General features: G+C 67.8%; 26 protein-coding genes, 1 pseudogene and 1 riboswitch. Of the genes and pseudogenes, 18 read left to right on the top strand and 9 right to left on the bottom strand.

The genetic code is table 11. From position 1 onward, the window contains the following. A partial coding sequence (locus tag FXN61_RS29550) for a DUF349 domain-containing protein (protein WP_167977279.1) occupies positions 1–1,252 on the bottom strand: 1,252 nt, incomplete at its 3' end. Positions 1,253–1,422: 170 nt separating this feature from the next. Between FXN61_RS29550 and FXN61_RS29545 the strand changes: the two genes are divergently transcribed. The 3 genes and pseudogenes from FXN61_RS29545 (at position 1,423) to dapF (ending at position 3,789) form a co-directional block, all read left to right on the top strand. Continuing rightward, entirely contained in the window at positions 1,423–2,103 is a 681-nt protein-coding gene (locus FXN61_RS29545) for a class III extradiol dioxygenase subunit B-like domain-containing protein (RefSeq protein WP_167977278.1), read from the top strand. Then, positions 2,100–3,007 (top strand): annotated as a pseudogene (gene miaA, locus FXN61_RS29540) (tRNA (adenosine(37)-N6)-dimethylallyltransferase MiaA). Before FXN61_RS29545 ends, miaA begins: the two are co-directional and overlap by 4 nt. After that, positions 2,995–3,789: a diaminopimelate epimerase gene (gene dapF, locus FXN61_RS29535; protein ID WP_167977277.1), complete on the top strand. Its 795-nt coding sequence runs from the start codon at positions 2,995–2,997 to the stop codon at positions 3,787–3,789. Before miaA ends, dapF begins: the two are co-directional and overlap by 13 nt. Positions 3,790–3,814: 25 nt before the next feature. Here dapF and FXN61_RS29530 read toward each other — a convergent pair whose 3' ends face one another. Further along, a complete protein-coding gene (locus FXN61_RS29530; RefSeq protein WP_167977276.1) occupies positions 3,815–4,711 on the bottom strand; it encodes an SMP-30/gluconolactonase/LRE family protein in 897 nt (298 codons plus the stop codon). Beyond that, on the bottom strand, positions 4,704–5,945 hold the full coding sequence (locus tag FXN61_RS29525; RefSeq protein WP_167977275.1) for an MFS transporter: 1,242 nt from the start codon (positions 5,943–5,945) through the stop codon (positions 4,704–4,706). The genes FXN61_RS29530 and FXN61_RS29525 overlap by 8 nt, the downstream gene beginning before the upstream one ends. Positions 5,946–5,999: 54 nt before the next feature. Between FXN61_RS29525 and FXN61_RS29520 the strand changes: the two genes are divergently transcribed. From FXN61_RS29520 to FXN61_RS29510, 3 genes are read left to right on the top strand one after another with little or no spacing between them, the layout of a single operon-like run. Beyond that, positions 6,000–6,500, top strand: coding sequence for an ArsR/SmtB family transcription factor (locus FXN61_RS29520; RefSeq protein WP_312878079.1), 501 nt, complete (start codon positions 6,000–6,002; stop codon positions 6,498–6,500). Positions 6,501–6,525: 25 nt separating this feature from the next. Continuing rightward, positions 6,526–7,986, top strand: coding sequence for a GTPase HflX (hflX, locus tag FXN61_RS29515; RefSeq protein ID WP_167977274.1), 1,461 nt, complete (start codon positions 6,526–6,528; stop codon positions 7,984–7,986). A gap of 35 nt (positions 7,987–8,021) precedes the next feature. Continuing rightward, positions 8,022–8,936, top strand: a complete 915-nt coding sequence (locus tag FXN61_RS29510; protein WP_167977273.1) for an SdiA-regulated/phytase-like domain-containing protein — start codon at positions 8,022–8,024, stop codon at positions 8,934–8,936. Positions 8,937–9,097: 161 nt separating this feature from the next. Here the strand turns inward: FXN61_RS29510 and FXN61_RS29505 are convergent, their stop codons facing one another. Next, complete coding sequence (locus FXN61_RS29505; protein ID WP_246292158.1) at positions 9,098–10,237, bottom strand: cytochrome P450; 1,140 nt, start codon at positions 10,235–10,237, stop codon at positions 9,098–9,100. A 109-nt stretch (positions 10,238–10,346) separates the two neighbouring features. On the opposite strand from FXN61_RS29505, the gene FXN61_RS29500 reads away from it, so the two are divergent. Beyond that, complete coding sequence (locus FXN61_RS29500) at positions 10,347–11,096, top strand: GbsR/MarR family transcriptional regulator (protein ID WP_167977272.1); 750 nt, start codon at positions 10,347–10,349, stop codon at positions 11,094–11,096. Here the strand turns inward: FXN61_RS29500 and lexA are convergent. Further along, positions 11,071–11,748, bottom strand: a complete 678-nt coding sequence (gene lexA / locus FXN61_RS29495) for a transcriptional repressor LexA (protein ID WP_376770765.1) — start codon at positions 11,746–11,748, stop codon at positions 11,071–11,073. The genes FXN61_RS29500 and lexA overlap by 26 nt on opposite strands. Before the next feature lie 234 nt (positions 11,749–11,982). Here lexA and FXN61_RS29490 point away from each other — a divergent pair, with 234 nt between their 5' ends. The 4 genes from FXN61_RS29490 (at position 11,983) to FXN61_RS29475 (ending at position 16,501) form a co-directional block, all read left to right on the top strand. Beyond that, positions 11,983–12,255, top strand: coding sequence for a hypothetical protein (locus FXN61_RS29490; RefSeq protein ID WP_167977270.1), 273 nt, complete (start codon positions 11,983–11,985; stop codon positions 12,253–12,255). A gap of 271 nt (positions 12,256–12,526) precedes the next feature. Beyond that, entirely contained in the window at positions 12,527–12,994 is a 468-nt protein-coding gene (nrdR, locus tag FXN61_RS29485; RefSeq protein ID WP_053738461.1) for a transcriptional regulator NrdR, read from the top strand. A gap of 64 nt (positions 12,995–13,058) precedes the next feature. Further along, positions 13,059–15,884: a vitamin B12-dependent ribonucleotide reductase gene (locus FXN61_RS29480; protein ID WP_167977269.1), complete on the top strand. Its 2,826-nt coding sequence runs from the start codon at positions 13,059–13,061 to the stop codon at positions 15,882–15,884. 65 nt (positions 15,885–15,949) lie between these two features. Continuing rightward, positions 15,950–16,501 (top strand): hypothetical protein, encoded by a 552-nt coding sequence (locus tag FXN61_RS29475; RefSeq protein WP_167977268.1) that lies wholly within the window; start codon positions 15,950–15,952, stop codon positions 16,499–16,501. Here FXN61_RS29475 and FXN61_RS29470 read toward each other — a convergent pair. Continuing rightward, positions 16,476–16,874 carry a LysR substrate-binding domain-containing protein gene (locus FXN61_RS29470; protein ID WP_223165649.1) on the bottom strand — a complete coding sequence of 133 codons (399 nt, stop codon included), beginning with the start codon at positions 16,872–16,874 and terminating at the stop codon, positions 16,476–16,478. The genes FXN61_RS29475 and FXN61_RS29470 overlap by 26 nt on opposite strands. A 38-nt stretch (positions 16,875–16,912) precedes the next feature. Here FXN61_RS29470 and FXN61_RS29465 point away from each other — a divergent pair, with 38 nt between their 5' ends. Beyond that, entirely contained in the window at positions 16,913–17,659 is a 747-nt protein-coding gene (locus tag FXN61_RS29465) for an SDR family oxidoreductase (RefSeq protein ID WP_167977267.1), read from the top strand. A 33-nt stretch (positions 17,660–17,692) separates the two neighbouring features. Then, a complete protein-coding gene (locus tag FXN61_RS29460) occupies positions 17,693–18,574 on the top strand; it encodes an ADP-ribosylglycohydrolase family protein (RefSeq protein WP_167977266.1) in 882 nt (293 codons plus the stop codon). On the opposite strand, the gene FXN61_RS56555 is transcribed toward FXN61_RS29460, so the two are convergent. Continuing rightward, complete coding sequence (locus FXN61_RS56555; RefSeq protein ID WP_167977280.1) at positions 18,571–18,708, bottom strand: CGNR zinc finger domain-containing protein; 138 nt, start codon at positions 18,706–18,708, stop codon at positions 18,571–18,573. The two genes, FXN61_RS29460 and FXN61_RS56555, sit on opposite strands and share 4 nt — an antisense overlap. Continuing rightward, entirely contained in the window at positions 18,708–19,028 is a 321-nt protein-coding gene (locus FXN61_RS29450; RefSeq protein WP_167977265.1) for an ABATE domain-containing protein, read from the bottom strand. The genes FXN61_RS56555 and FXN61_RS29450 overlap by 1 nt, the downstream gene beginning before the upstream one ends. Before the next feature lie 45 nt (positions 19,029–19,073). Here FXN61_RS29450 and FXN61_RS29445 point away from each other — a divergent pair, with 45 nt between their 5' ends. The 4 genes from FXN61_RS29445 to FXN61_RS29430 all read left to right on the top strand — a co-directional run bounded on the left by FXN61_RS29445 (position 19,074) and on the right by FXN61_RS29430 (position 24,076). After that, positions 19,074–19,910 carry an alpha/beta fold hydrolase gene (locus tag FXN61_RS29445; RefSeq protein ID WP_167977264.1) on the top strand — a complete coding sequence of 279 codons (837 nt, stop codon included), beginning with the start codon at positions 19,074–19,076 and terminating at the stop codon, positions 19,908–19,910. Positions 19,911–19,983: 73 nt separating this feature from the next. Next, entirely contained in the window at positions 19,984–22,464 is a 2,481-nt protein-coding gene (locus FXN61_RS29440) for a PEP/pyruvate-binding domain-containing protein (RefSeq protein WP_167977263.1), read from the top strand. Positions 22,465–22,468: 4 nt separating this feature from the next. Next, positions 22,469–22,551, top strand: a riboswitch (ZMP/ZTP riboswitch). Between the two features lie 18 nt (positions 22,552–22,569). Then, on the top strand, positions 22,570–23,409 hold the full coding sequence (locus tag FXN61_RS29435) for a bifunctional 5,10-methylenetetrahydrofolate dehydrogenase/5,10-methenyltetrahydrofolate cyclohydrolase (RefSeq protein ID WP_167977262.1): 840 nt from the start codon (positions 22,570–22,572) through the stop codon (positions 23,407–23,409). Positions 23,410–23,488: 79 nt separating this feature from the next. After that, a complete protein-coding gene (locus FXN61_RS29430) occupies positions 23,489–24,076 on the top strand; it encodes an EcsC family protein (RefSeq protein ID WP_312878078.1) in 588 nt (195 codons plus the stop codon). Here FXN61_RS29430 and FXN61_RS29425 read toward each other — a convergent pair. Then, positions 24,073–24,831 carry a bestrophin-like domain gene (locus tag FXN61_RS29425; protein WP_167977260.1) on the bottom strand — a complete coding sequence of 253 codons (759 nt, stop codon included), beginning with the start codon at positions 24,829–24,831 and terminating at the stop codon, positions 24,073–24,075. The two genes, FXN61_RS29430 and FXN61_RS29425, sit on opposite strands and share 4 nt — an antisense overlap. 87 nt (positions 24,832–24,918) lie before the next feature. Between FXN61_RS29425 and FXN61_RS29420 the strand changes: the two genes are divergently transcribed. Next, positions 24,919–25,806, top strand: an 888-nt coding sequence (locus tag FXN61_RS29420; RefSeq protein ID WP_376770764.1) for a DUF6923 family protein, incomplete at its 3' end; no start/stop codon positions are given.

The following is a 25,806-nucleotide window of genomic DNA, read 5'->3' as shown; positions in this document are numbered from 1 at the left end:
CGCTTGTCGCCGGCGCACGGGCCTTCGCGGCCTGCGCCTCGAACTGCTCCACGCGCTCGCGGAACTGCGCCACGCGGGCCTCGGCCTCGGGGTCGGAACGACGCCACTGCGCGTCGACCGCGCCGCGGACCTTCTCCTCGATCGCGCGCAGCTTGCCTTCGAGCTCGCGGATGCGCTCGCGCGGCACCTTGCCGATCGCGTCCCAGCGCTCCTGGATCTTGTAGAGGTGGTTGCGCGCCGCCTCGAGGTCGCCGGACGGGTCGATCGTCTCGGCCTCGGCGAGCAGCTCCTCCTTCAGCTTCGCGTTCGCCGAGAACTCGGCGTCACGCTCGCTGAACGCCTCGGAGCGCTTCTGGAAGAACGCGTCCTGCGCGGCGCGGAACCGCTGCCACAGCGCGTCGTCGGCCTCCTTGGGCGCACGCCCGGCGGCCTTCCACTCGACCATCAGCTCCTTGTAGCGACCGGCTGTGGCGCCCCAGTCGTCGGAGTCGATGAGCTTCTCGGCCTCTTCGACGAGGGCCTGCTTGGAGGCCTTCGCCACCGAGCGCTGGCGGTCGAGGTCAGCGAAGTGCGAGCCGCGACGGCGGTTGAACGCGTCGCGCGCCTTCGAGAACCGGCGCCACAGCTGCTCGTCGGTCTTGCGGTCGACGCCGCGGATGGTCTTCCACTCGTCGAGGATCTGGCGCAACCGGTCGCCGGCGACCTTCCACTGGGTCGACTCGTTCGCGATCGTCTCGGCCTCGTCGACCAGCGCCTGCTTGCGCGCCACGGACTGGGCTCGGGCGGCCTCCTTGGCCTCCTTCGCCTTCTCCATGCCGGCCTCTGCCAGCGCCAGGACGTGCTCCACGCGGGCGGCCAGCGCCTTGAGGTCGCCGACGACGGCTGCCTCGGCGAGCTGCTCCTTGACGTGTTTCGCGCTGTTCAGGGCGTGCTTCGGGTCGCCGGCGCCCGACTGGAGCCGCGACACCAGCAGCTCGACCTCGGTGCGCAGGTCGTCGAACCGCCGCGCGAAGTGCGCGAGGCCCTCGACCGGTTCGCCCGCCTGCCACGACCCGACGGCGCGCTCGCCGTCCTCGGTCTTCACGTACACGGTGCCGTCGGCGTCAACGCGCCCCCAGCGGTCAGGGTGGTCCGACGCCACGGGGACGGCCGGAGGCGTCGCCTGCGCGGTCTCCTTCGGCGTTTCCTCGACTCCACCCTCGACCGCGGCGGTCTCGACCGCGGCCTCCGGTGTGCTGTCCTGCTCCGACATCGCCGGTTCCTCCCATCTGACGCCCGTGCCTGCCACGGGCGCCCCGCCAACGGCGGGGCCGATGCAATACGGGCGCTGGAGGGTCTCCCGTCCCCAGTTCCCCGCGCGCATTCAAACAGGTCAGAGCTCGACTCGGTACTGGGAGTCCACGATAGGTAGCCTGGTTCGTCGTGATCACCCGTGCCGCAGTGGTACCGCACCCGCCTCTTCTGGTGCCAGAACTGGTCGCGGGAGCCGCTGCCGAAACCGAGTCCGTGCGCGCCGCAACCCTTGCGGCAGCAGGAAAACTGCCCGGTCCGTGGCTGGTCGTGGCGGTCGACGACAGCGGCCCGGCGACCTTCGTGCCACCGCTTTCGGGAACTTTTCTCGGTTATGGGGTCGATGTGCCTGTGTCACTCGGGGGAGACCTGGCTCCTGACCCCCGAATTCCGTTGCCAGTGCTAATCACCGCATGGCTGCGCGAACAGTGCGCAGTCGAGGTGTCACGCGTCGAACTCGTCCCGCCTGACCTCGCCCCTTCCGAATGTGTCTCGTTTGGACAACAACTCGCCGGTGAGTCCGCGGGGCTGCTGATCCTGGGCGACGGCTCGACGCGGCACGGTCTTCGCTCGCCGGGCTCGAACGACGAGCGTTCGGGACCGTTCGACGAGCACGTCCACGATCTGCTGGCCGCCGCCGACACCGACGGCCTGCTCGCACTCGACCTCGAACTCGCCCGTGAGCTGGGCGCACAGGGACGCGCGGCGTGGCAGGTCCTCGCCGGCGTGCCCGGACCGTGGCGCTGCGCGAGCGCCGAGTTCTTCGCACCGTTCGGCGTGGGCTACCACGTCGCCGTCTGGGAGCGCCCGTGATCACCCCCATCGCTGTTGTAGGCCCCACCGCGACCGGCAAGTCCGACCTGGCCGTCGCGCTCGCGGAACGGTTCGGGGGAGAGGTCGTCAACGCCGACGCCATGCAGCTCTACCGAGGCATGGACATCGGCACGGCGAAGATGACCTTGGAGGAACGCCGGGGCGTTCCGCACCACATGCTCGACGTCCTCGACGTCACAGAGACCGCGTCGGTGGCCGCCTACCAGCGGGAGACACGTGCCGTCATCGAACGCCTGCTCGCTTCCGGGCGCCGCCGATCCTCGTCGGCGGCTCCGGCCTCTACGTGCAGGCGGTGCTCGACGACCTGAAGTTCCCCGGCACCGACGACGCCGTGCGGGCGCGTTTCGAGGCCGAGCTCGCCTCGGCCGGTCCGGAGGCGTTGCACCGGCGTCTGCAGGAGCTCGACCCGGCCGCCGCGATCGCGATCCTGCCGTCCAACGGCCGCCGCATCGTGCGCGCGCTGGAGGTCATCGAGCTGACCGGGGAACCGTTCTCCGCGAACCTGCCCAAGCCAGGTCCCGCGCGCTACGACACCGTCCAGATCGGCGTCGACCGCGAGGTGTCCGAACTGGACGCCCGCATCGATCTGCGCGTGGACACGATGTTCGCGGCCGGCCTCGAAGACGAGGTGCGCGCTCTCGTGAAGCAGGGCCTGCGCGACGGCAAGACCGCGTCGCGTGCGCTGGGCTACCAGCAGGTGCTGTCCGCAATGGACGGAGCGTGCACGATCGACTTCGCCGCTGAGGAGACCAAACGCGCCACCCGCCGGTTCGTGCGCAGGCAACGATCCTGGTTCCGGCGTGACCAGCGCATCACCTGGTTGGACGGTGCGCGGCAGGATCTCGTGGCGGCCGCCGGTAACCTTGTCCCGTGGAGTTCGTGAAGGGGCACGGTACGGAGAACGACTTTGTCGTCCTGCCCGACCTCGATGACGCGTTGGACCTGACCGTCGCGCGGGTTCAGGCGCTGTGTGACCGGCAGCGCGGCTTGGGCGCGGACGGCGTGCTGCGCGTCGTGCGTTCCGAGGGCAAGTGGTTCATGGACTACCGCAACGCCGACGGCTCCATCGCCGAGATGTGCGGCAACGGCCTGCGCGTGTTCGCCCGCTACCTCGTCGACGCCGGCCACCAGCCGCAGGGCGAGTTCGTCGTCGGCACACGGGCGGGGGACAAGACCGTCACCACGCACCCGGACGGCTCCGTCACGAACGACATGGGCCCCGCACGGGTGACCGGCACGTCCATCGCCGCGGTCGACGGCCAGGGCATCGGCGGCTTCGCGGTCGACGTCGGCAACCCGCACCTCGCGTGCGTCACCGACGTCCCGGTCGACGGCTTCGACCTCACCGTGCCGCCCGGCTTCGACCCGGTGATGTTCCCGCACGGCGTCAACGTCGAGCTGATCAACACCATCGGCGACAACGCGCTCCGCATGCGCGTCTACGAGCGCGGCGTCGGTGAGACACGCTCGTGCGGCACCGGCACCGTCGCGTCTGTCGCCTCCTGGCTCGCCGGACAGGGCAGGACGACCGGCTCCGCCACCGTCGACGTGCTCGGCGGCCAGGTCTTCGTGACGATCGAGCCGACGACGTCGACGCTCACCGGACCTGCCGTGCTCGTCGCGCGCGGCGAGCTCGACAAGTCCTGGTGGGATGCGCTCGCGTAGCTGATATCCGATATATCAGTGCCTTTTAGGTCAGCTTGTAGACCTCGGCCTTGCCGAGCCGCTCGGGCTTGACCACGTTGGGATGCGAGTCCGGCGCCGTCAGGCAGACGAGGTGATCGTCGACGACCGCGACGGCGAAGCACGTCTGCGTCGTCTCCACCCGATGCGTGATCTTGCCGCCCTCGGTCACCCGGAACGCCGCCGCCTGCAACGCGGGCGCCACCCAGACTCCGTCGCCATCTCCCGCGATCCCGTCCGGCGCGATGCCGAACTCCTTCACGTCGGCCCACACCCTGCGGTTTTGCAACGATCCGTTTCGGTCGACCGAAAACGAAGTGAGTTTGAATGCAACGGTCTCGGCGACGACCAAAATGTTGCCGCTCTCGGACTCGCCCGTCGGGTCGGGCAGCAGCGCCATGCCGTTGGGGAACTTGAGGTCCTCGGCGGCGACGCTGACGGATCCATCGGGCAGAACGAGCGCGAGCGCGGCGCCCTGCGGGTCGAAGTCCGGCTCGAGCAGCCGGGGGATCCCGACCTCGTCGATGAGCCCGTGCAGGTCGAAGCCGAAGTTGCCGACGTACGCGCGGCCCTCGTCGTCGACGAGCATGTCGTTCGCGTGGAACGTCGCGATATCCGATATATCGGCGTGGAGGACCAGGTCACTGCCTTCAAGCCGACGCACCGTGCGGTCGAGCATCGACACGACGAGCATGCGTCCGTCGGGCAACCAGCCGAGGCCGGAAGGCTGGCCGTCGAAGGCGACGACGACCTCGTCGTTGCCCGTCGCGAGGTCGAGGGCGTGCACCTCGCCCGCGTAGAAGTCCGAGTAGTAGAGGCGACCATCAGGGCCGCGCCGCGGTCCTTCGCCGAAGTGGAGACCATCGCGTACAACCGTCGTGCTTGTCGTTGATGCCTCAGCCATGGGCGTCGACGCTAGCTTCGGCAGGCAGGTCACGCATCGTCCGCAACGGTGAGATCAGCACCCACACCATCCCGAGCACCGAGCCGATGAGCGAGACCCACAGCGTCGGCAGGATCCCGATCCACGAGCCGAGCCCGCCGCCCAGCAGTGCGCCCAGCGGCGTGGCGCCCCACACGACCCAGCGGATCGAGGCGTTCATCCTGCCCAGCAAGTGGTCGGGGCAGATCGCCTGCCGGTAGCTCACCTGGCCGACGTTGTAGACGACGATCCCGAACACGCTCACCGCGAGGCCGGCCATCGGGAGCACGAGGCCCCAGCCGTGCGAGACGAAGGGCAGTGCCAGGGTGAACGGCCAGGTCAGCAGTGGGATGAGCCAGATCATCCTGGCCTGTCCGACCAGCACGCCGATCCGGTACGCGAACGCCGCGCCGAGCACACCGCCGACGCCGCCCGCGCTGAGCACCAGGCCCGCCGTTCCCTCGCTCAGTCCGACGGTCTGCAGCAGGAACAGCACCATCACGGCGTTCTGGATGCCGTGGAAGAAGTTCGACGTGCCGGTGCAGGCCACGATCATGCGCAGAGTGACGTTGCTGAAGACGAACCGCAGTCCCTCCATGACCTCGCGACGCAGGTGCGGGTCGGGGTGGCGTTCCGGCGCCGGCTCGGCGGTCTTGATCCGGAACAGGAAGAACGCCGAGCTCAGGTAGCCCAGCCCGGTCGCCAGTACACCGTTGGCCGCGCCGAGGAACTGGGCCGCGTAGCCGCCGATCGCGGGCCCGGACACCTCCGCGACCGACAGGCTGGCCTGCAGCTTCGAGTTGCCCTCGACGAGCTGGCCCCGACCGACCAGTGACGGCAGGTACGACTGGTAGGCGACGTCGAAGAACACCGTGCACACGCCCACCGCGAGGCTCACCGCGATCAGCTGCGGCAGGTCGAGCAGGTCCAGCCACCACGCGACGGGCACGCTCAGCATCAGCGCGGCGCGGGCGACGTCCATCGCGATCATCAACGGCTTGCGGCGCATCCGGTCCACCCACACGCCCGCGGGCAGGCCGATCACCAGGAACGCGATCGTGCTCGCCGCGGCCAGCAGGCCCATCTCGAACGGTGTCGCGTTCAGCACTCCCGCCGCGAGCAGCGGGATCACCGTCATGCCCACTGTCGCGCCGAACTGGCTGATCGTGTCGCCGATCCAGAGCCTGCGGAAGTCGGGATGCCCCCAGAGCGCCATGCCGAGAAGTCTGCGCTGAGTGATTGGAAACTGTCAATCACTTAGACTGGGGTCGTGCCCCTCTCTCACAAGCGTCGTCCCGCGACGAGCGAAGAAGCCGCGGCTCTCAGCTCTGACCTGCGGCTGCGGATGATCCGCATGACGTTCGACCGCCCGCTCACCAACAAGGAGCTGGCCGAGCGGCTCGGCAAGGACCCGGCCACGACGCTGCACCACGTGCGCAAGCTCGTCGCCGCTGGATTCCTCGAGGCGATGCCGCCTCGCGCGGGCAACCGGGGCGCGAAAGAGATCCCCTATCGGTCGACAGGACTGTCGTGGCAGCTCGACAACAGCGAAAATGCAGTCGCCGTCGGTGAAGCGATGCTGCACGCTTTCCTCGGCGAGGTTGCCGACATCGGGCTCGAGGACGTGGATCAGAGCCGCCTGGTCGTCACCGTCGACCCCGAGGAACTAAAGCAGCGGCTCGCATCGTTGATGGATGAGCTGGCCGCGCAACCGGTCAGGCCGGAAGTTCCCCGTGTGGCGATCTACCTCGCGGTGTATCCAGGGGACTGACGGTCCATGGGACGATGAAGGGCAAATGACGGAAAACATCCAGAGCACAGAGTTCGACCCGAAGTTCGACGACCCCGAGTGGGAAGACGACTTCTCGACGGGTGACTACGAACTCGCCGAACGCGCCGCACTGCGCCGTGTCGCCGGGTTGTCCACCGAGCTCGAGGACATCACCGAGGTCGAGTACCGGCAGCTTCGCCTGGAGCGGGTCGTTCTCGTCGGGGTGTGGACCGAGGGCACGGCCGCGGACTCCGACGCCTCGATGGCAGAACTCGCCCGCCTCGCCGAAACCGCTGGTTCCGAGGTGCTCGAAGGCGTCGTGCAGCGGCGCGACAAGCCGGACGCCGCGACGTACATCGGCTCCGGCAAGGTGGCCGAGCTGCGGGACGTGGTGCAGGCGACCGGCGCGGACACCGTGATCTGCGACGGTGAGCTGTCGCCGGGCCAGCTGCGTCAGCTGGAGGAGAAGCTCAAGGTCAAGGTCATCGACCGCACCGCGCTCATCCTGGACATCTTCGCGCAGCACGCGCGGTCCAAGGAGGGCAAGGCGCAGGTCGAGCTGGCCCAGCTGCAGTACCTGATGCCGCGCCTGCGCGGCTGGGGTGAGACGTTGTCACGGCAGGCCGGTGGTCGTGCCGGCGGCGGTAACGGCGGTGTGGGTCTGCGCGGTCCCGGTGAAACGAAGATCGAGACCGACCGGCGCCGGATCCGCGCGCGCATCTCCAAGCTGCGCCGCGAGATCGCCGCGATCGGCGTCATCCGCGAGACCAAGCGGGGCCGCCGCACGGCGAACGAGATCCCGAGCGTCGCCATCGCGGGCTACACGAACGCGGGCAAATCCTCGCTGCTCAACGCGCTGACGGGCGCCGGTGTCCTGGTGGAGGACGCGCTGTTCGCCACCCTGGACCCGACGACGCGCCGCGCGGTGACGCCGGAGGGCCTGCCGTACACGCTGACGGACACGGTCGGCTTCGTCCGGCACCTGCCGCACCAGCTGGTCGAGGCGTTCCGCTCCACGCTGGAGGAGGTCGGCCAGTCCGACCTGCTCGTGCACGTGGTCGACGGCTCCGACGGCATGCCGGAGAAGCAGGTCAGCGCTGTGCGCGAGGTCATCTCGGAGATCAACGAGGAGACCGGCACGCCGATGCCGCGCGAGCTGCTCGTCGTGAACAAGGTCGACGCGGTGGGCGACGTGGGCCTGGCCCGGCTGCGGCACCTGTTCCCGGACGCGTCGTTCGTGTCGGCGCACTCGGGCCTCGGCATCGAGGAGCTGAAGGTCCGCATCGCGGAGCTGATGCCGCGTCCCGAGGTCGTCGTCGAGGCTCTCGTGCCGTACGCGCGCGGCGAGGTCGTCGCTCGCGTGCACCGCGATGGCGAGGTGCTGTCCGAGAAGCACACGGAGTCGGGCACGCTGCTCAGCGCTCGTGTGCGCCCGGACCTGGCGGGTGTGCTGGAGCCGTTCGCGACGAACGGGATGCCTGCTTGATCCCGCCTCCACCGGTGGACGTGTGCCCGGTAGCCATGCAAGAGCTCTCCGGGCTCACGTCCGACGGCAAGCAGTTCTACGCCGTCAGCGACAGCGACAACGGCACGCTGCGCATCCAGGTCCTCGGCCGCGACTGCGTCGTGAAACGCACGATCACCGCGCCCGTGGACCCTTTGGACGTCGAAGACCTGGCGATGACGCCGGACGGCACCCTCTGGGCCTCCGACACCGGCGACAACAACAAATCCCGCTCCACGGTCGCCCTGCACAAGGTCTCGCCTTCAGGCGCCGTGGAGCGGTTCCGCGTCACGTACCCGGACGGCAAACACGACGCCGAGGCCTTGCTCATCGACAAGTCCGGCACGCCGTTCATCATCACCAAGGAGCCTCTCGGCTCCGCACTGATATATCGCCCCACGGCCCCGCTCCGAACCGATATATCAGTCCCGTTGGAGCAGGTGGCTCGTGTGTCGCTGTCGACCACAGACACCCCTGGCGGCCCCCTGGAAGGCACGCTCGACTCGCGTTTGGTGACCGGCGCCGCCTCCATGCCCGACGGCTCCGTCGTCGCCCTGCGCACCTACACGGACGCTTACCTGTACCCGGTCCCCGACGGCGACATCGTCAAAGCCCTGTCCGGCGACCCGGTCCGCGTCCCCCTGCCGAACGAGCCTCAAGGCGAGGCCGTCGCCTTCGACCCGGACGGCACCCTGCTCTCCGCCTCCGAAGGCGCCGGCACCCCGATCCGTTCCGTCGCCGGTGCAGCCGCCCTTGCTCAGCCACCCGCACCGACCACGACGCCTCCGCCACCGGCCACCGACCAACCCCAAGCCTCCCCGGCGGACTCGTCGGCCTCCTCCTGGCAGAACTGGCCACTGGCCCTGACCCTTGGCGGCATCGTCCTGATCGCCGCCCTCGTCATCGGCCTCCGCTTCCGCCGCCGCGCCTGATCCCCACCTCCGGATCGACCGCGCACTTCGCCGTTGCCCCCTTCTCGATCTTCCTTCACCCCTGCTGACCTACCTCTTAGCAATGACTCTTTGGACTTCGTCGTCAAAAGACTCATTGCTAAGGCGGGTCCCGGAGCGCTGATATATCGGTTGCTGGGTGGTCAGTCCCAGGCGACGGGCATGCGTTCCAGGCCCCCGATCACCAGGCTGGCGCGGTGCGGCAGCTCGTCCTCGGGGACGGCGAGGCGAAGCTTCGGGAACCGGGTGAAGAGGCCAGGAAAGGCGATCTTCAGCTCGATCCGGGCGAGGTGCTGGCCGATGCACTGATGGATGCCGTGGCCGAACGCGAGGTGTCCGACCGGGCCAGATCGCCCAGGGCCACGAGCCAGGTCGAGGACGTCGGGGTCGGCGTAGCGCGCCGGGTCGTGGTTCGCGGAGCCGAGTTCGACCAGCACGGTGTCGCCCTTGCGCACGAGGACGCCGTCGATCTCGACGTCCTCCAAGGCCGTGCGTGCCGTCGCGGGCGTCAGACTGATATATCGCAGCAGCTCCTCGACGGCTGCGTCGGGATTCGCAAGCATCGCGTCGACCCGCGCCTGGTCACGGAGCAGCTCCAGCGTGCCGAGCGACAGCATGTTCGTCGTCGTGTCGAGGCCGCCACCGAGCAATGCCATGCCCATGGTCGCCATCTCGTCGTCAGAGAGGGCGGCATCAGAATCAGCGGACTCCGAGTTGACGAGGTCGCTCAGCAAGTCGTCGGTCGGATGCGCACGCTTCGCCGCGACCATCTCCAGCATGAACTGCTGGAGCCGTCCGAACGCGGCGAACATCGCCTCGGCCTCGCCGGCTTCCGCGCCGCTGGCACCGGTCAGCAGCATGGCGTCCTGCTGGAACTCCGTGCGCCGCTCGTACGGGACGCCCAGCAGCTCGCAGATCATCAGGCCTGGGACCGGCACCGCGAAGTGCTCCACCAGATCCGCGGGCGAGCCCTGTGCCGCCAGTTCGTCCAGGTGCTCGGCCGTGATCGCTTCGAGTCGTTCGGCGAGCAGCCGCATCCGCCGGACGGTGAACTGACCGGTCAGCCTGCTGCGGTAGCGGGTGTGGTCCGGCGGGTCGTGGTCGGTGAACGCGCCGGGCGGCGACGGCGGCGCGTCGCCGGGGCTGCCCGGACCGAACGGGTTGTGCATCAGGTCCGGCCGGATGCTGAAGCGGTTGTTCGAGAGCACCGCACGCACGGTCGCGTGGTCGTGTGCTCGCCAGCCGACGTGCCCGTCCGGGAACGTCATCGGACTGAGTGACATTGCCTCCCCCTTGCAACGAGGTCTTTCCCCTCCTTGCAAGCTAAAAACGTTTGCGGACGAAGTCAAAAGACTCATTGCAATGGCTTGAAGCGCAAGGCACGATGGGGTTGTGCCTGGTAAGCGCCTAGATGAAGAAGAACGGCAGCTCATCGCCCAGTGGCTCTGGGACGGGCTGGGGTACTCCGAAATCGGGAGGCGGTTGCAAAGGCCAGCCTCGACGATTCAGCGGGAAGTGGCCCGCAACGGCGGCCACAACAACTACCGGCCGGGCGCGGCACATCGTGCGGCGACCGAGCGGGCGATGCGGCGGATGCCCGCGGTGGACGACCTCGACGTCGATGAGGAGGCGTACTCGTTCGGGCGCAGTCCCGGCAAGGTGCAGGAATTCCACCTGAGGCTCGTCGCGACGTTCGTGCAGACCGGGCTGACGCGCACGGCGGCGCGGATCCTCGCCGAGATCTTCATGACCGACAAGGGCAGCTTGTCAGCGACCGAGCTGGTGCTGCGGCTTTCGGTCAGCCCCGGCACGGTCTCGCGGTCGACGACCTACCTGCAGGAGCTGGACCTGTTGCGCGCCGAGCGCGACGGAAAGCGCATGCGGTACTTCCTGGACGACGACCTCTGGTACCGGGCGTGGCTGTCCAGTGCCCAGCGCAACTCCACCTGGGCGCACACCGCACTGGACGGTGCCGAGATCTTCGGTCTCGACACCCCAGTGGGTGCTCGCCTCAAGGACATGGGGCAGTTCTTCAGCTTCGTCGTCGTGGACATGGAGTCCACGCGGCAGAAGTGGCTCGACTTCTTCGAAAAGAAGAAGAAAGCCCGCGAAAAACCTACGGGAGACGCCGCAGCACGGTGACGACCTTGCCGAGGATGGTGGCCTCGTCGCCGTTGATCGGCTCGTAGGCCGTGTTGTGCGGCAGCAGCCACACGTGGCCGTCCTTGCGCTTGAACGTCTTCACGGTCGCCTCGCCGTCGATCATGGCGGCGACGATCTCGCCCTGGTCGGCAGTCGGTTGCTTGCGGATCACGACCCAGTCGCCGTCGGTGATCGCGGCGTCGATCATCGAGTCACCGACGACGCGCAGCAGGAACAGCTCGCCCTCGCCGACGATCTCGCGCGGCAGCGGGAACACGTCCTCGATCGACTCCTCCGCCAGGATCGGGCCACCGGCCGCGATCCGGCCGACCATCGGCACGTACGCGGGGGTCGGCTTGGACATCGGGTCGAGACCGGGGTCGATCTCGGACGGCAGCATGCCCACCGCGCGCGGGCGGTTCGCGTCGCGGCGCAGGTAGCCCTTCCGCTCCAACGCGCGCAGCTGGTACGCCACCGATGATGTCGAGGTCAGGCCGACGGCCTCACCGATCTCCCGCACACTCGGCGGGTAGCCGAAGCGGTCGACCCAGTCACGGATCACATCCAGCACCTTGCGCTGGCGCAGGGTCAGGCCGGCGTTGCCCGCGATCTCACTTACCTCAGCCGCCACAAGAGCGGGGTCCGGGTCGATCGTCTTGCCTGCCACGGTCGCTGTCCTCCTCGCCGCCCCCAGTTCGAATGGGATTCCGGCCTCCGTCGATCTTCGTGGTCGACGGTAGTCGTGTTTGCTGCACAGATCAAACACCTGTTCGAGGTATTTGGCCGCGTGTTGTGGCGTTCGGCGGGTCGCCGTGGTAGAAATTCGCACGGACGTTCGATCGAACCCCTGTTCGATCATGGTGGTTGACCTGCGATGGAGGTCGTCATGGCGGTGCTCGTCGAGAAGCGGTTGCGCGTTGTCGAAGACGCGGACGTCGCAGCGGGGCGCCCACTCCGTTCGGGTCCCCGCGTCATGCCGCGGCGCCCGGCGACCAAGTCGCACCCGATCGTGGTGCCGGCGTCGCGCGAGTCGAGCTCGTGTGAGGTTCGGCCGAAGCGCGAGTCGGCGCTCGAACTCGTCGCCGTGGGTGTGCTGAGCGCGCTGACGGTCATCGCGCTCGGCGTGCTCTACCTCCAGCAGGTGGGGGTCACGCCGTAGGCCTGCCCCTACATCTTGTGTTTCCGCGCCCGCCGTGACGTGTTCGCTCCGTCATGGGCGGGCGTCGTTGTGTAATCACCGCTGATCGCTTGCGGTTCCCCCGACAGGGTGACACGCGACGCGCCGTGTCGAGTTGCGTCGGCGTCCGCTGCGATCTAGGTTCTACCCCTACATCTAGTGGTTACACCGTTGTAAGTAGTCCACAGGTTGTGGGTAACCCGACCAGTGAGGCTGCTGCGATGGGTGCTGCGCTGGGAAGGGGTGAGCTGGCGTGCGGTGTCCGTTCTGCCGTCATTCGGACTCACGGGTGGTCGACTCCCGTGAGGTCGACGAGGGACAGGTGATCCGTCGTCGTCGCTCCTGCAACAGCTGCAGCCGCAGGTTCACCACGGTCGAAGAAGCGGTTCTCGCCGTGGTCAAGCGCTCCGGGGTGACGGAGCCCTTCAGCCGCGACAAGGTGGTCGTCGGCGTGCGCAGGGCGTGCCAGGGCCGCCCGGTCGACGAGGACGCGTTCCAGCAGCTCGCCCAGCGAGTGGAAGAGTCGATCCGGTCGACGGGATGTGCGGAAATCCCGAGTCACGAGGTGGGCCTCGCCATTCTCGGCCCCCTGCGCGAGCTCGACGAGGTCGCTTATCTGCGCTTCGCGAGCGTTTACAGGTCCTTCTCGTCCGTCGAGGACTTCGAGAAGGAAATTCTTGATCTTCGCACTGCACGGGCCGAAGCGGCTCAAGAGCAGTGATCCGCGCGCACTAAAGCGCGCGCCTACAACATCTTTCTAAGCACCAGTACGAGGGAGATCCACCGTGACCGAGACCGTCGGCGGCTCAGCCAAGAAGACAGCCGCACGGGCGGCTGCCAAGCCTGCCGCGCTGAAGGTCCAGCGCGTCTACACCACCGAAGGCCGCCACCCCTACGACGAGGTCACCTGGGAGCGCCGCGACGTCGTCATGACGAACTGGCGCGACGGCTCGGTGAACTTCGAGCAGCGCGGCGTCGAGTTCCCGGAGTTCTGGTCGGTGAACGCGACCAACATCGTCACCAGCAAGTACTTCCGCGGTGCCGTCGGCAGCGAGAAGCGCGAGCAGTCGCTGCGCCAGCTGATCGACCGCGTCGTGAAGACCTACGTGGGCGCCGGCAAGGAGCACGGCTACTTCGCGGACGCCGCGGACGCCGAGATCTTCGAGCACGAGCTCACCTACATGCTTCTGCACCAGGTGTTCAGCTTCAACTCGCCGGTGTGGTTCAACGTCGGCACCAGCTCGCCGCAGCAGGTCAGCGCGTGCTTCATCCTCGCGGTCGACGACACGATGGAGTCGATCCTGAACTGGTACCGCGAGGAGGGCCTGATCTTCAAGGGCGGCTCCGGTGCCGGCCTGAACCTCTCGCGCATCCGTTCCTCGAAGGAGCTGCTGTCCTCCGGCGGCACCGCGTCCGGCCCGGTGTCGTTCATGCGCGGCGCCGACGCGTCCGCGGGCACCATCAAGTCCGGTGGCGCCACCCGCCGCGCGGCCAAGATGGTCGTGCTCGACGTCGACCACCCGGACGTCGTGGAGTTCATCGAGACGAAGGCGCGCGAAGAGGACAAGATCCGCGCGCTGCGTGACGCCGGGTTCGACATGGACCTCGGTGGCGCAGACATCGTGTCGGTGCAGTACCAGAACGCGAACAACTCGATCCGCGTGTCGGACGAGTTCATGCACGCCTACGAGAACGGTGGCGACTTCGGCCTGCGCGCCCGCCAGACCAGTGAGGTCATCGAGCGCGTCGACGCCAAGACGCTCTTCGGCAAGCTCGCGAAGGCCGCGTGGGAGTGCGCCGACCCCGGCATCCAGTACGACGACACGATCAACGACTGGCACACCTGCCCCGAGTCCGGCCGCATCACCGCGTCCAACCCGTGCTCGGAGTACATGCACCTCGACAACTCGAGCTGCAACCTCGCGTCGCTGAACCTGATGAAGTTCCTCGGTGACGACGGCAAGTTCGACGCCGTCACGTTCGCCAAGGCCGTCGAGCTGATCATCACCGCGATGGACATCTCGATCTGCTTCGCGGACTTCCCGACCGAGCCGATCGCGGACACCACCCGCAAGTTCCGCCAGCTCGGCATCGGCTACGCCAACCTCGGCGCGCTGCTGATGGCGACCGGCCACGCGTACGACTCCGAGGGCGGCCGCGCGCTCGCCGCGACCATCACCTCACTGATGACCGGTGTCTCGTACCGCCGTTCCGCTGAGCTCGCGGGCATCGTCGGCGCGTACGACGGCTACAAGCGCAACGCCACGGCGCACCAGCGCGTCATGCGCAAGCACGCCGCCGCCAACGACCTGATCCGCACGTACCACGCGAACGACGCCGCGGTGCACAAGGTCTCGACCGAGGCGTGGCAGCAGGCGCTGGAGATCGGCTCGAAGAACGGCTGGCGCAACGCCCAGGCGTCCGTGCTGGCGCCGACCGGCACCATCGGCCTGATGATGGACTGCGACACCACCGGTATCGAGCCGGACCTGGCCCTGGTCAAGTTCAAGAAGCTCGTCGGCGGCGGCTCGATGCAGATCGTCAACCAGACGGTGCCGCGCGCCCTGAAGTCGCTGGGCTACCAGGACGAGCAGATCGAGGCGATCGTCGAGTTCATCGGCGAGCACGGCCACGTCATCGACGCGCCGGGCCTGCGCCGCGAGCACTACGAGGTCTTCGACTGCGCCATGGGCGAGCGCTCCATCGCGCCGATGGGCCACGTGCGGATGATGGCGGCCACGCAGCCGTTCCTGTCCGGTGCGATCTCCAAGACGGTCAACATGCCGGAGAACGCCACGGTCGAGGACGTCGAGGAGATCTACTACCAGGGCTGGAAGCTCGGCCTGAAGGCGCTCGCGATCTACCGCGACAACTGCAAGGTCGGCCAGCCGCTGTCCGCGGGCAAGGGTGCGAACAAGGGCGCCGAGGCCAAGACCGAGACGGTCGTCGAGTACCGCCCGGTCCGCAAGCGCCTGCCGAAGAAGCGCCCGTCGCAGACCGTGTCGTTCACGGTCGGTGGCGCCGAGGGCTACCTGCACGCCGGTTCCTACCCGGACAACGGTCTCGGCGAGATCTTCGTCAAGCTGGGCAAGCAGGGCTCGACGCTGGCCGGCGTGATGGACGCGTTCTCGATGTCCATCTCGGTGGGCCTGCAGTACGGCATCCCGCTGGAGTTCTACGTCTCGAAGTTCCAGAACCTGCGCTTCGAGCCGGCTGGCATGACCGACGACCCCGACGTGCGCATCGCGACGTCGGTGCTGGACTACCTGTTCCGTCGTCTGGCGCTGGACTACCTGCCGTACGACAAGCGCGCGCAGCTCGGCATCTTCACCGCCGACGAGCGTTCCGCGCAGGTGGCCGGCGAGTACGGCGCGCCTTCGTCCGATGTGGACCTCGAGGGTCTGCGCGGTTCGGTCGAGTCGGCTCCTGCCCAGGTCGAGGCTGCTCAGGTCGAGACTCCGAAGCACGTCGGCAGCTCGACCGAGCTGCTGGAGCTGCACCTGGGCAAGGCCGCTGACGCGCCGCTGTGCATGACCTGCGGCACGAAGATGCGTCCGGCCGGGTCCTGCTACCTGTGCGAGGGCTGCGGCAGCACGTCCGGCTGCAGCTGATAGAACAACGGGAAAGGGGCGGCCATCTCCTGGCCGCCCCTTTTCTTGGTGCCGCAGGGGGAGAGATGCGCTCGTTCGACGACTTACGCCGTTACCTGCTCGGCCAGCTCAACGCCGCAGTCCGGCGACCCGGCATGTACGGCGGCGAGGCGGTGATCCTCACCCTGCTCGACGCGCTGGCGTTCGCCGACGACCGCACGGACCGGTGGCAGACCGAGCTCGACGCGTTGGTGAAACGGGGAGCGGCGAACGCGGCGATGGTGAGCGGCGCGGTGCACGAGGTGCTCGGCCACCGCAGCGAGGACGTCATGGCGTCGGTGTACGCGGATCTCGCTCACCGGCAGGGCTGGTTGTCGCTCGACGCGGACAGCCGAATTCCCGGTGTGCTGGGCGAACGGGACTGCCTGCTCGACGACGTGATCGCGGAGTACGGCGAGCCGCCGTTGTGGCTGGGCGGCACCAACCCGAAGTACTCGAAGACGCTCGCCTACCCGGACCGGTCGGGTTCGCTCGTGTTCTTCCACTTCATGCCGGAGCTGCGGCTGATGGCGACACGGCGCGGTGACGGAGGTTTCCGCGACAGCTTCGTTTTCACACCTGCTGGGCTATCGCGGTGACTATCTGTGTGAACTCGGCGATCAACGGCGTGTGCCGGTGCTCAGCCCACGCCAGCGCCACCTCGTTCGGCGCGATGTCGCCGATCGGTACGCGCACGAGGTCGTCGCGCGAGTAGAACACCGCCGTCGACAACGGCAGGATCGCCACCCCGCCGTGCATCGCGACGTGCTCCAGCTTCTCCTCGACAGACCGGAATCCCGGCGGGTCGGTGTGCTGCACTCGCCGCTCGCCGGACAGGTCTGCCTCCAACACGCTTTCCTTGCCCGCCAACCGATGTGTCGCGGGCACGACAGCCACCCGTGGTTCGCTGAACAACGGCACCAGGCGCAGCCCGTCAGCTGGAATTGGCAACCGCACGTAGCTCACGTCCACGCGGCCGTCGTGGACCACCTCGACTGATCAGGCCAGGCATGAAGCCGACCGTGAACGTGTCCGCCACACCCACACGCCGCAGCAGCGCCGAGGCTTGCGCGAGCAACGGACGTGCGTCGGCGAGCAGTTGCGTGCCTGCCGGAGTCAGCGGCTCTTCGGGAATCGGCCTCGCCACGGCACAGGCAGCGCGAGACGCCGGCGCGAAAGTCACGATCGTCTCGCGCAAACCACAGCCACAGCCCGGCATCGCCACCCACGCCGCCGACCTGACCGACCCCGACGCCGTCGCGGCCACGTTCCGTGCGATCGGCGTGATCGACCACCTCGTCTACACGGCGGGAGAGCCGCTCGAGCTGATGAAGATCAGCACGCTCGACCGGGACCGCGCGAGAACCTTCTTCGGTCTCAGGTACTTCAGCGTGCTCGACGCCGTCAAGGCAGCGGACGTCACCACGTCGATCACCCTCACCACCGGCATCGCGAAGGACCGTCCAGAGCCGGGCTGGGCGGTCGCGGCGAGCATCTGCGGCGCGGTCGAGGCGCTGACCAAGGCACTCGCTGTGGAACTCGCACCGCTCAGGGTCAACGCGGTCAGTCCCGGCGTGGTGCGCAGCCCGTTGTGGGGGCCGGACGCCGAGCAGCTCTACGCCGACGTCGGCAGGACGCTGCCGTTGCACCGGGTCGGCGAGGTGGAGGAGATCGCCCACGCGTACCTGTACCTGATGACTCAGCCGTGGGCGACCGGCACGATCCTCACGGTTGACGGCGGCACCGTGATCGCCTGAAATCTGTTGCGAGGCAAGGTAAAATGGCAGGTGATGCGCATCGTTCTGCATGCACGTGCGCGCCTGGACCTCGCATACGACTCGCTCGACGGGCTCTCCGTCGGCGACGCTCTGGGCGCACAGTTCTTCATGGTCGGCCGCTCGCTGCCCGACCTCGTGGCCGGCAAGCCGCCGCGAGGGCCGTGGGAGTGGACCGACGACACCGAAATGGCCTGCAACCTCGTCGCCGAGCTCCGCGATCACGGTGACGTCGACCAAGACCGGCTCGCGGCGACCTTCGCCGATCGCTGCGAGCCCTATCGCGGTTACGGCGCGGGAGCTTTCATCATCCTTCGCAAGATTCGCCAGGGCACGTCGTGGAAAGAGGCGGCCGGGAGCGCGTTCAACGGTCAGGGCTCGTGCGGCAACGGCGCCGCGATGCGGATCGCCCCGCTCGGCGCGTACTTCGCCGACGACCCGAAAGCGGTTACGGCGCAAGCGATCCGGGCCAGCGAGGTGACGCACCAGCACCCGGAGGGCATCGCGGGCGGCCTCGCGGTGGCGCACGCGGCAGCCATCGCGGCGAAGGCCCGGCTCACCGGGACACCACCACGTGATCTCCTCGGCAACGTCCTAGACCACCTCGCAGACTCCTTTGTCCGCAAGGGAATCGAGAAGGCGCGGAAGATCGAGAACGCTGAGGAGGCCGCGTACGTCCTCGGCAACGGTTCCCGCGTGACAGCGCAGGACACCGTGCCGTTCACGCTCTGGGTCGCCGCCCACCACCTCGACGATTACCGCGCCGCCATCACGACGTGCGTCAAGGCCGGCGGCGACGTCGACACGACCGCCGCGATCGTCGGCGGGATCATCGCGACAGCTCCACGGGAATGGCGGGAAGAACGCGAGCCGCTCCCGGACTGGGTGAGCCGCTAGTCCTTGTGCCGCTGGTAGTACCGCGCCACCCGCACCCGGTTCCCGCACGTCGCGGGATCACACCACCGGCGTCGCGGGTGGGCGGGTACGAACAGCAGCCGGCATCCCGGCGCCTCGCACGTCTTCACCTTCATCACGGCCGGTGAGGCCAGCAACTCCGCCGCGCGCCCGCCAGCACCGCGAGAGCCTGCGCGACCTCGTCACCTGACCGTTCCCGCGACACCACGACGCCGCCGGACCACGTCAGCACCTCGAACGCCGGAGCGCCGCGCAACGCCGCGTTCAACGGTGCCAGGTCCGGCTCCAGGCCGTCCCGCGCCGCGAGCACCGCCGCCTCCACCTGGGCGCGCAGCTCCAGGATCGCCTCCGACCAGGGCAGACCCTGCTCGGACAGCCACTGCGGCAGGCGGTCCTCCTCGGACGTCAGCGTGTTGACGAAGTCGATCGCGAGCACGATCTAACTGTACAACACCCCGACTACCCATTAGCCTAATGTGTCATGACCGCAAGGACGCATGTGACTCGGCATCGGTTCGTCGACATCGACGGCATCAAGGTCTTCTACCGGGAGGCGGGCGACCCGTCCGCGCCCAAACTCCTGCTCCTGCACGGCTTTCCCTCTGCGTCGCACCAGTACGCGCGGCTCATCGAGGAGCTCAAGGACGACTTCCACGTCATCGCGCCCGACAACCCCGGCTCTGGTCACAGTGACGCGCCTGAACGGCAGTACAGCTTCGACTTCCTCGCTGACACCATCGAGAAGTTCCTGAAAACCATCGGGTTCACGGGATTCCGGATGTACGTGTTCGACTTCGGTGCTCCGGTCGGCTTCCGCATCGCGACCCGTCACCCCGACTGGATCAAGGGCCTGATCGTCCAGAACGGCAACGCCTACGAGGACGGCCTGTCCGATCTCGCATGGGGCTTCATCCGCAACCGCGACCCGCGTGCTGCCCGCGAGCTGCTCGCCTTGGAGTACACGAAGTTCGGCTACCTCGAGGGCGCGCGGGATCCCGAGACGATCTCGCCCGACACCTGGACGCTCGACCAGCACTACCTCGACCTGCGTCCGGAGCCGCAGGTCGATCTCTTCCTCGACTACCACTCCAACGTCGCCAAGTACCCGGAATGGCAGGCCTACCTGCGTGAACATCAGCCGCCGACGCTGATCGCTTGGGGTGCGGGTGACCCGTTCTTCATCGAGCCCGGTGCGAAGGCGTACCTGCGGGACGTGCCCAACGCGCAGCTGCATCTGCTCAACACCGGCCACTTCGCACTGGAGGAGGACCTCACCGAGATCGCCGCGCTGATCAGGGCGTTCACCCCAGAGGTGTGATTTATTCATCACGTGTTGAGTTTTTGGTCAGACGCTCGTAACCTCTCCTTCAGACGGACCCTGGAGGGGAACCATGTCGCTCGTCATCGACTTCAGCTCCATCGACGGCACCATGCTGACGGTCGTCGGCGGGAAGGCCGCGAACCTCGGCGAGCTCACCAGGGCTGGTCTGCCGGTGCCGCAGGGCTTCTGCGTCACCACGGATGCCTACCGCGCCGTCGCGCAGGCTGACGAGCTGGCGAGCACGACACCGGAGAACGCCCGCAGGACGTTGCTGGAAACCGCTGTGCCGCAAGAGATCCGGGACGCGATCGCCGCCGGGTACCGCGGTCTCGGCGACAGCGTTCCCGTGGCTGTGCGGTCCAGTGCGACGGCGGAGGACCTACCGTTCGCGAGCTTCGCCGGCCAGCAGGACACATTCCTCAACGTCGTTGGTGAGGACGCGGTGGTCGACGCGGTGCGCCGTTGCTGGGCCTCGCTGTGGACCGACCGCGCGGTCAGCTACCGCGAGACGAACGGCATCGACCACACGACGACCTACCTCGCCGTTGTCGTGCAACGGATGGTGCAGTCCGCGGTTTCCGGCGTCATGTTCACCGCGAACCCGGTCACCGGCAACCGCGACCAGATCGTCATCGACGCGAGCCAGGGCCTCGGCGAGGCGGTCGTGTCCGGCGCGGTCAACCCCGACCGCTTCGTCGTGGACGGTGGTGAGATCGTCGAAAAGCGTATGGGGGACAAGAAGTTCGTCATCCGCTCACTGTCCGGTGGTGGCACCGAGCACGTCGAGGTCGGCGAGAACGAAGGCCCGTGCCTCACCGACGAGCAGATCCACGCGCTCGCCGACCTGGGCCGCAAGGTGCAGCAGCACTACGATTCACCGCAGGACACCGAGTGGGCGATCGGCCCCGACGGCGAGCTGCACCTCACCCAGTCGCGCCCGATCACGACGCTGTTCCCGTTGCCGGACAACAACCCGGCCGACCACGTCTACTTCTGCTTCAGCCTCGCGCAAGGGCTCGAACGGCCTATCACGCCGATGGGCCGCGCGGCGTTCCGCGAGATCTCCAAGGCGGCGTTCGAGATCATCATCGGTGACCCGAAGAGCCAGTCCTATGTGGAGTGCGGTGAGCGGATCTTCTTCGACGTCACCAAGGTGTTGCAGAGCAAGGTCGGCCGCGAGTTCGTCACGAAGCTGCTCGGTGTGATGGAGGCGCGTTCGTCGGAGGTGCTGCGCGGGTTGTTCGACGACCCGAGGTACGCGATCCGGAGCTCCTCGCCGGGGCCCGCGCTCAAGCGCGTGCTGCGGCTCGCCCGCCGGTTCCGCGTGCCGGTGACCGCGTGGAAGGCACTGGTCAACCCGGAGAAGGCCGCGCGCGAGGCGTTGCGGATGGAGCAGGAGATCCTCGGCAAGGCCGCGAACCTGTCCATCGAGCAGGCGCTACGGCAGTGCGTCGTCCCGATCTTGCCGGGCCTCGCGCCGACCGCGTTGATCGGGTTCGCGATGCTCGGCCTGGTCGGCAAGATCATGAAGACGAAGCCGGGGGAGCTGCAGACCGTGCTGCGCGGCCTGCCGAACAACATCACCACCGAGATGGACATGGCGATGTGGGACCTCGCGCAGGAGATTCGGCGCGATCCCGTTGCCCTGCGCCAGTTCCAGGACGGCGAACGTCCTGCCGCGCTCGACCGATTCCTCGCGAAGTGGGGGCACCGGGCCGTCGCGGAGATCGACCTCGGCCTGCCCCGGTGGTCCGACGATCCGGCACACGTCATCGGTGTCGTGCGGAACTACCTGCGGCTGGAGGATGAGGACGCCGCGGCGGACGCGGTTTTCGCGCGTGGTGCCGCGGAAGCCGAGGCGATGATCGAGACGCTCGCGCGGAGAGCTCCCGGACGTGGCTGGTTCGTGCGCTTCGCGTTGCACCGCACCAGAGTGCTTGCCGGACTGCGGGAGTACCCGAAGTACCTGATCATCACCCTGTTCGGGCAGCTGCGCCGGCGGATCGAGGAGATCGGTGGGCAGCTCGCCGAGCAGGGCAGGATCGAGCGCGCGGACGACGTCTTCTTCCTGAACTTCGAGGAAATGCGTTCCGCGCAAGGGGATCTGCGCTCGGTCGTGGCAGTGCGGCGTGAGGTCTACGACCGCGAGATGCGGCGCAGGCACATCCCGCGCGTCCTGCTGTCGGACGGCACGGACGCCGAGGCGGTGCACCACGGCACCGTGGCGGAGGGCGACCTCGTCGGCACGCCGGCGTCGGCGGGCACCATCACCGGAATCGCGCGGGTCGTGATGGATCCGATCGGAGCGCACCTCGAACCCGGCGAGATCCTCGTTGCACCGTCGACGGATCCTGGTTGGACGCCGTTGTTCCTGACGGCGGGCGGCTTGGTGATGGAGATGGGCGGCGCGAACTCGCACGGCGCTGTTGTGGCGCGGGAGTACGGGATTCCGGCGGTGGTCGGCGTGCGGGAGGCCGTGACGCGGATCAAGACCGGCGAGCGGATCACCGTGGACGGCAGCACGGGCGCGGTCACCACGCTCGACGCGTAGTATTTCCGGGGGTCGTGACTGGCGCGAAGAGGTGGAGCACCACCGGGGAGCGGCCCTCCTGACCCGCCGCGCGCCTGGGCGAATCCTCGACTGCGGAGGCAGCCCATGGCGCTCATGTCCGGAACCGAGCTCGCGCGCGACATCGTCGGCCGAGCATCCGCGAAAGCCGCTGACCACACCAAACGCACGGGCCGCAAGCCGTGCCTGGCCACCGTGATCGTCGGCGACGACCCGGCGTCGGTCACGTACGTGCGCATGAAGCAGAACCGGTGCCACAAGGCAGGACTCGAGTCCCGCCACGTGGCGCTGCCGGACGAGACGACGACAGAGCAGCTGGTCGCGAAGATCCGCGAGCTGTCGGACGACCCGGCCGTGCACGGCATCCTGTTGCAACACCCGGTTCCTCGCCACATCGACGAGCGCGCGGCGTTCGAGGCGATAGCGCCGCACAAGGACGTCGACGGTGTGACGATGCACTCGTTCGCCGGGATGTCTTTCGGGCACAACGAGTTCGTCTCCTGCACGCCCGGTGGGATCATGCGGCTGCTGGACGCGTACGACGTCGAGGTCGCGGGCAAGCACGCGGTGGTGATCGGCCGCAGCCCGATCCTCGGCAAGCCGGCCGCGATGCTGCTGCTGGCCCGCGACGCCACGGTCACGATCTGCCACTCCAAAACCGTTGGCCTCGCCGAAATCGTGCGCACGGCGGACATCGTGGTCGCCGCGGTGGGCAGGCCCCGGTTCGTCCAGGGCGACTGGATCAAGCTCGGCGCGGTGGTGATCGACGCCGGGTACAACGAGGGCAACGTCGGCGACGTCGACTTCGACGCGGCCGCGGCACATGCGGGTCTGATCACCCCGGTACCAGGGGGAGTGGGCCCGACGACCATCGCGGTTCTGCTGGAACAGACCGTTGACGCCTCACTGCGTCAGCTGGACGCGTAATCTCGGAGTTGTGGCCGAGTCCAAAGGTGAGCTGAACAGGGTCCAGCAGGGTATCGCCGACTACCTGCTGCGCGCGGGTGTGGACGGGTTCGGCCCGTTCAAGAGCGCACGCGAGGCCGCGTCAGACGCGTTGGTCAAGAAGGGCAGCGAGACCGACGCGATCAAGCACCTCATCCGCACGCACGTGGCGCTGGCCGGCGCGCAGGGCTTCATCACCAACCTCGGCGGCCTGATCACGTTGCCGATCTCGCTGCCGTCGAACATCGCGGCCGCGTACGTGATCCAGACGCACCTCATCGCATCCATCGCGTCGTTGCGCGGTCACGACGTGGACAGCGAAGAGGTGCAGACAGCCATCCTGCTGTGCCTGCTCGGCAATGCCGGAACCGAGCTGTTCAAAAAGGTCGGCATCAAGCAGTTCACCAAGAAGGCCGCGTCCGCGCTAATTACAAAATACGGTACAAAGAAGCTCGGTTCGCTCGCGGTGAAGGGTGTTCCGGTACTGGGCGGCGTCATCGGTGGTGGCGTCGACGCCGCCTCTACCAGAGCGGTCGGCGCATTTGCAAATCGCTACTTCGCCCAGGCGGACCCGTTGCCGAAGGTTATCGACGGTGAGGTGTTGTCGGTGGAGATCGAGGAAGCCGACGGAATGACCGATTCGCGCTAGCTCAGCCGGTCCAGCGCGGCGCTGAACGCGTCCGGCGGGATGTGCACGCCACCGCTGAACGGGTTCTGCAGCTGGTAGATCGCGAACAACAACAGAACCAGCGTCGAGGTCAGCGTGATGGTGATCAGCAGCTGGGAGATCAGGTTCGGCCCGCCGAACAGGTACGGGAACAGCAGCGACAGGCCTGTGCCGATCAGCAGCGCGAGCCACACGACCGGGTTGACGCCGTTGCCCGCCGCGTCCAGCCGTTCCTGCCTGGCCTGGTAGACCTCCCACAGCTGGTTCGCCGCCTCGGTCTTGCGGTGCTCCTGCCAGGCGCCGTCCGGCGCCGCCGTCGCGATCGTGTCCCTGAGCTGGTTCAACGTGGTCCAGCCCTTGTTGTCCACGTCCTCGCCCTCGCGCATGCGGGGCCACTCCTCGTCGACGACCGTCGTCGCGTAGCTGCGGATCAGCTGCTCCACTTTGGACTTCGCGGGCTCCGGCAGCGAGTCCGAGGACCAGTCGATGGCGACGAGCGCGTTGGCCTCCCTCTGCACCTGCTCCTCGGCGCCGTTGGACGCGTCGAACAGGGAGATGAGGATGAAAGCGGCCAGGACGGCGTGCAGGCCGGCGACGATGCTGAACACCGAGCCGCCCGCGCCGAGGTTCTTCTCGCCGACTTCCTCCGAGCCGAACCGACGTGCGATGACGACGATGACGCCGGACAGGGCGGCCGCACCGAGAACCCAGAGCAGACCGGTGACGTAAATGCTCAATTCGGCTCCTTTCTGGTGTGGGATTAGACCACGGTCTACTGTGGCCGGTACAGCACGGTCTGGTTAACGAGTAATGGTCAGGTGGGAATGCACGGCAACAGCAGAATTACCCGGTTGTCGTATTGGACTGCTCCATTCCGGTGGCGGCAGGATTTGCTTGCGTTGAGCACCATCTCGTCTCTTTTGGTGCTTTCCGCGCCGTTCACCAGCGCTGTTGCTCATGCTGCACCGCCGAGCTGTGACGCGTTTCAAGTTCGTTCACTCCACCGTGGCGCGCTGTCGACGTTCGCGAAGGTGGACGTGTCATCCGGTGGGGTGACGGAAGTGGCTCGCCTCGACTACGCGGTGAACGCGCTGGGGTACTCGTCGGCGTTGGGCCGTCTGGTTGGTCTTACGTCCAAGGGGCATCACTGGTGGAAGAACCCGTCGCACGTCGTGCTGATCGACACCAGAGGCGTGGTCAGCGACCTCGGACCCGTTGACGCGTATTGGTTCCGCACCGACGACGTGTCCGCGGGCGCGGTCGTCGGCACCACGTTCTACGTGCGTGACAACGCCCGGTTGCACGCCATCGACATTGACCCGCAGAGCCCGTCGTACCTCAAGATCGTGCGGACCGTCGTGCTGGACTGGCCCGCCCTCGCGCTCGACGACTTCACGGCCGACCCGGTGAGCGGGAAGCTGACCGGCGTGTCGGCCGCGGGCTGGGGGCCGGGCGAGGTCGTCTCGTTCGACCCGGCGTCCGGGCGGGTGCTGAGCAGGACAGAGGTCGCCGGGCTGCCCGGCAAGTCCACCTACGGCGCCGTCGTGATCGACTCGGCCGGCACCGTCTACGCCATCAACAACGGCCACAAGGGCCGCAGTCGCGTCTACCGGATCACGGGCACTGCCGCGATGGAGCTGTCGTCTGGCCACGAGATGGGCATGATCGACGCCGCGGGTTGCCTGCCGACGCCCATGCCACCGCGCATCGAG

Source organism: Lentzea indica (genome assembly GCF_012184385.1).
GTDB lineage: Bacteria > Actinomycetota > Actinomycetes > Mycobacteriales > Pseudonocardiaceae > Lentzea > Lentzea indica.
The sequence above is the reverse complement of the archived record's forward strand: the minus strand, read 5'-3'. Positions and strand labels throughout refer to the sequence as shown.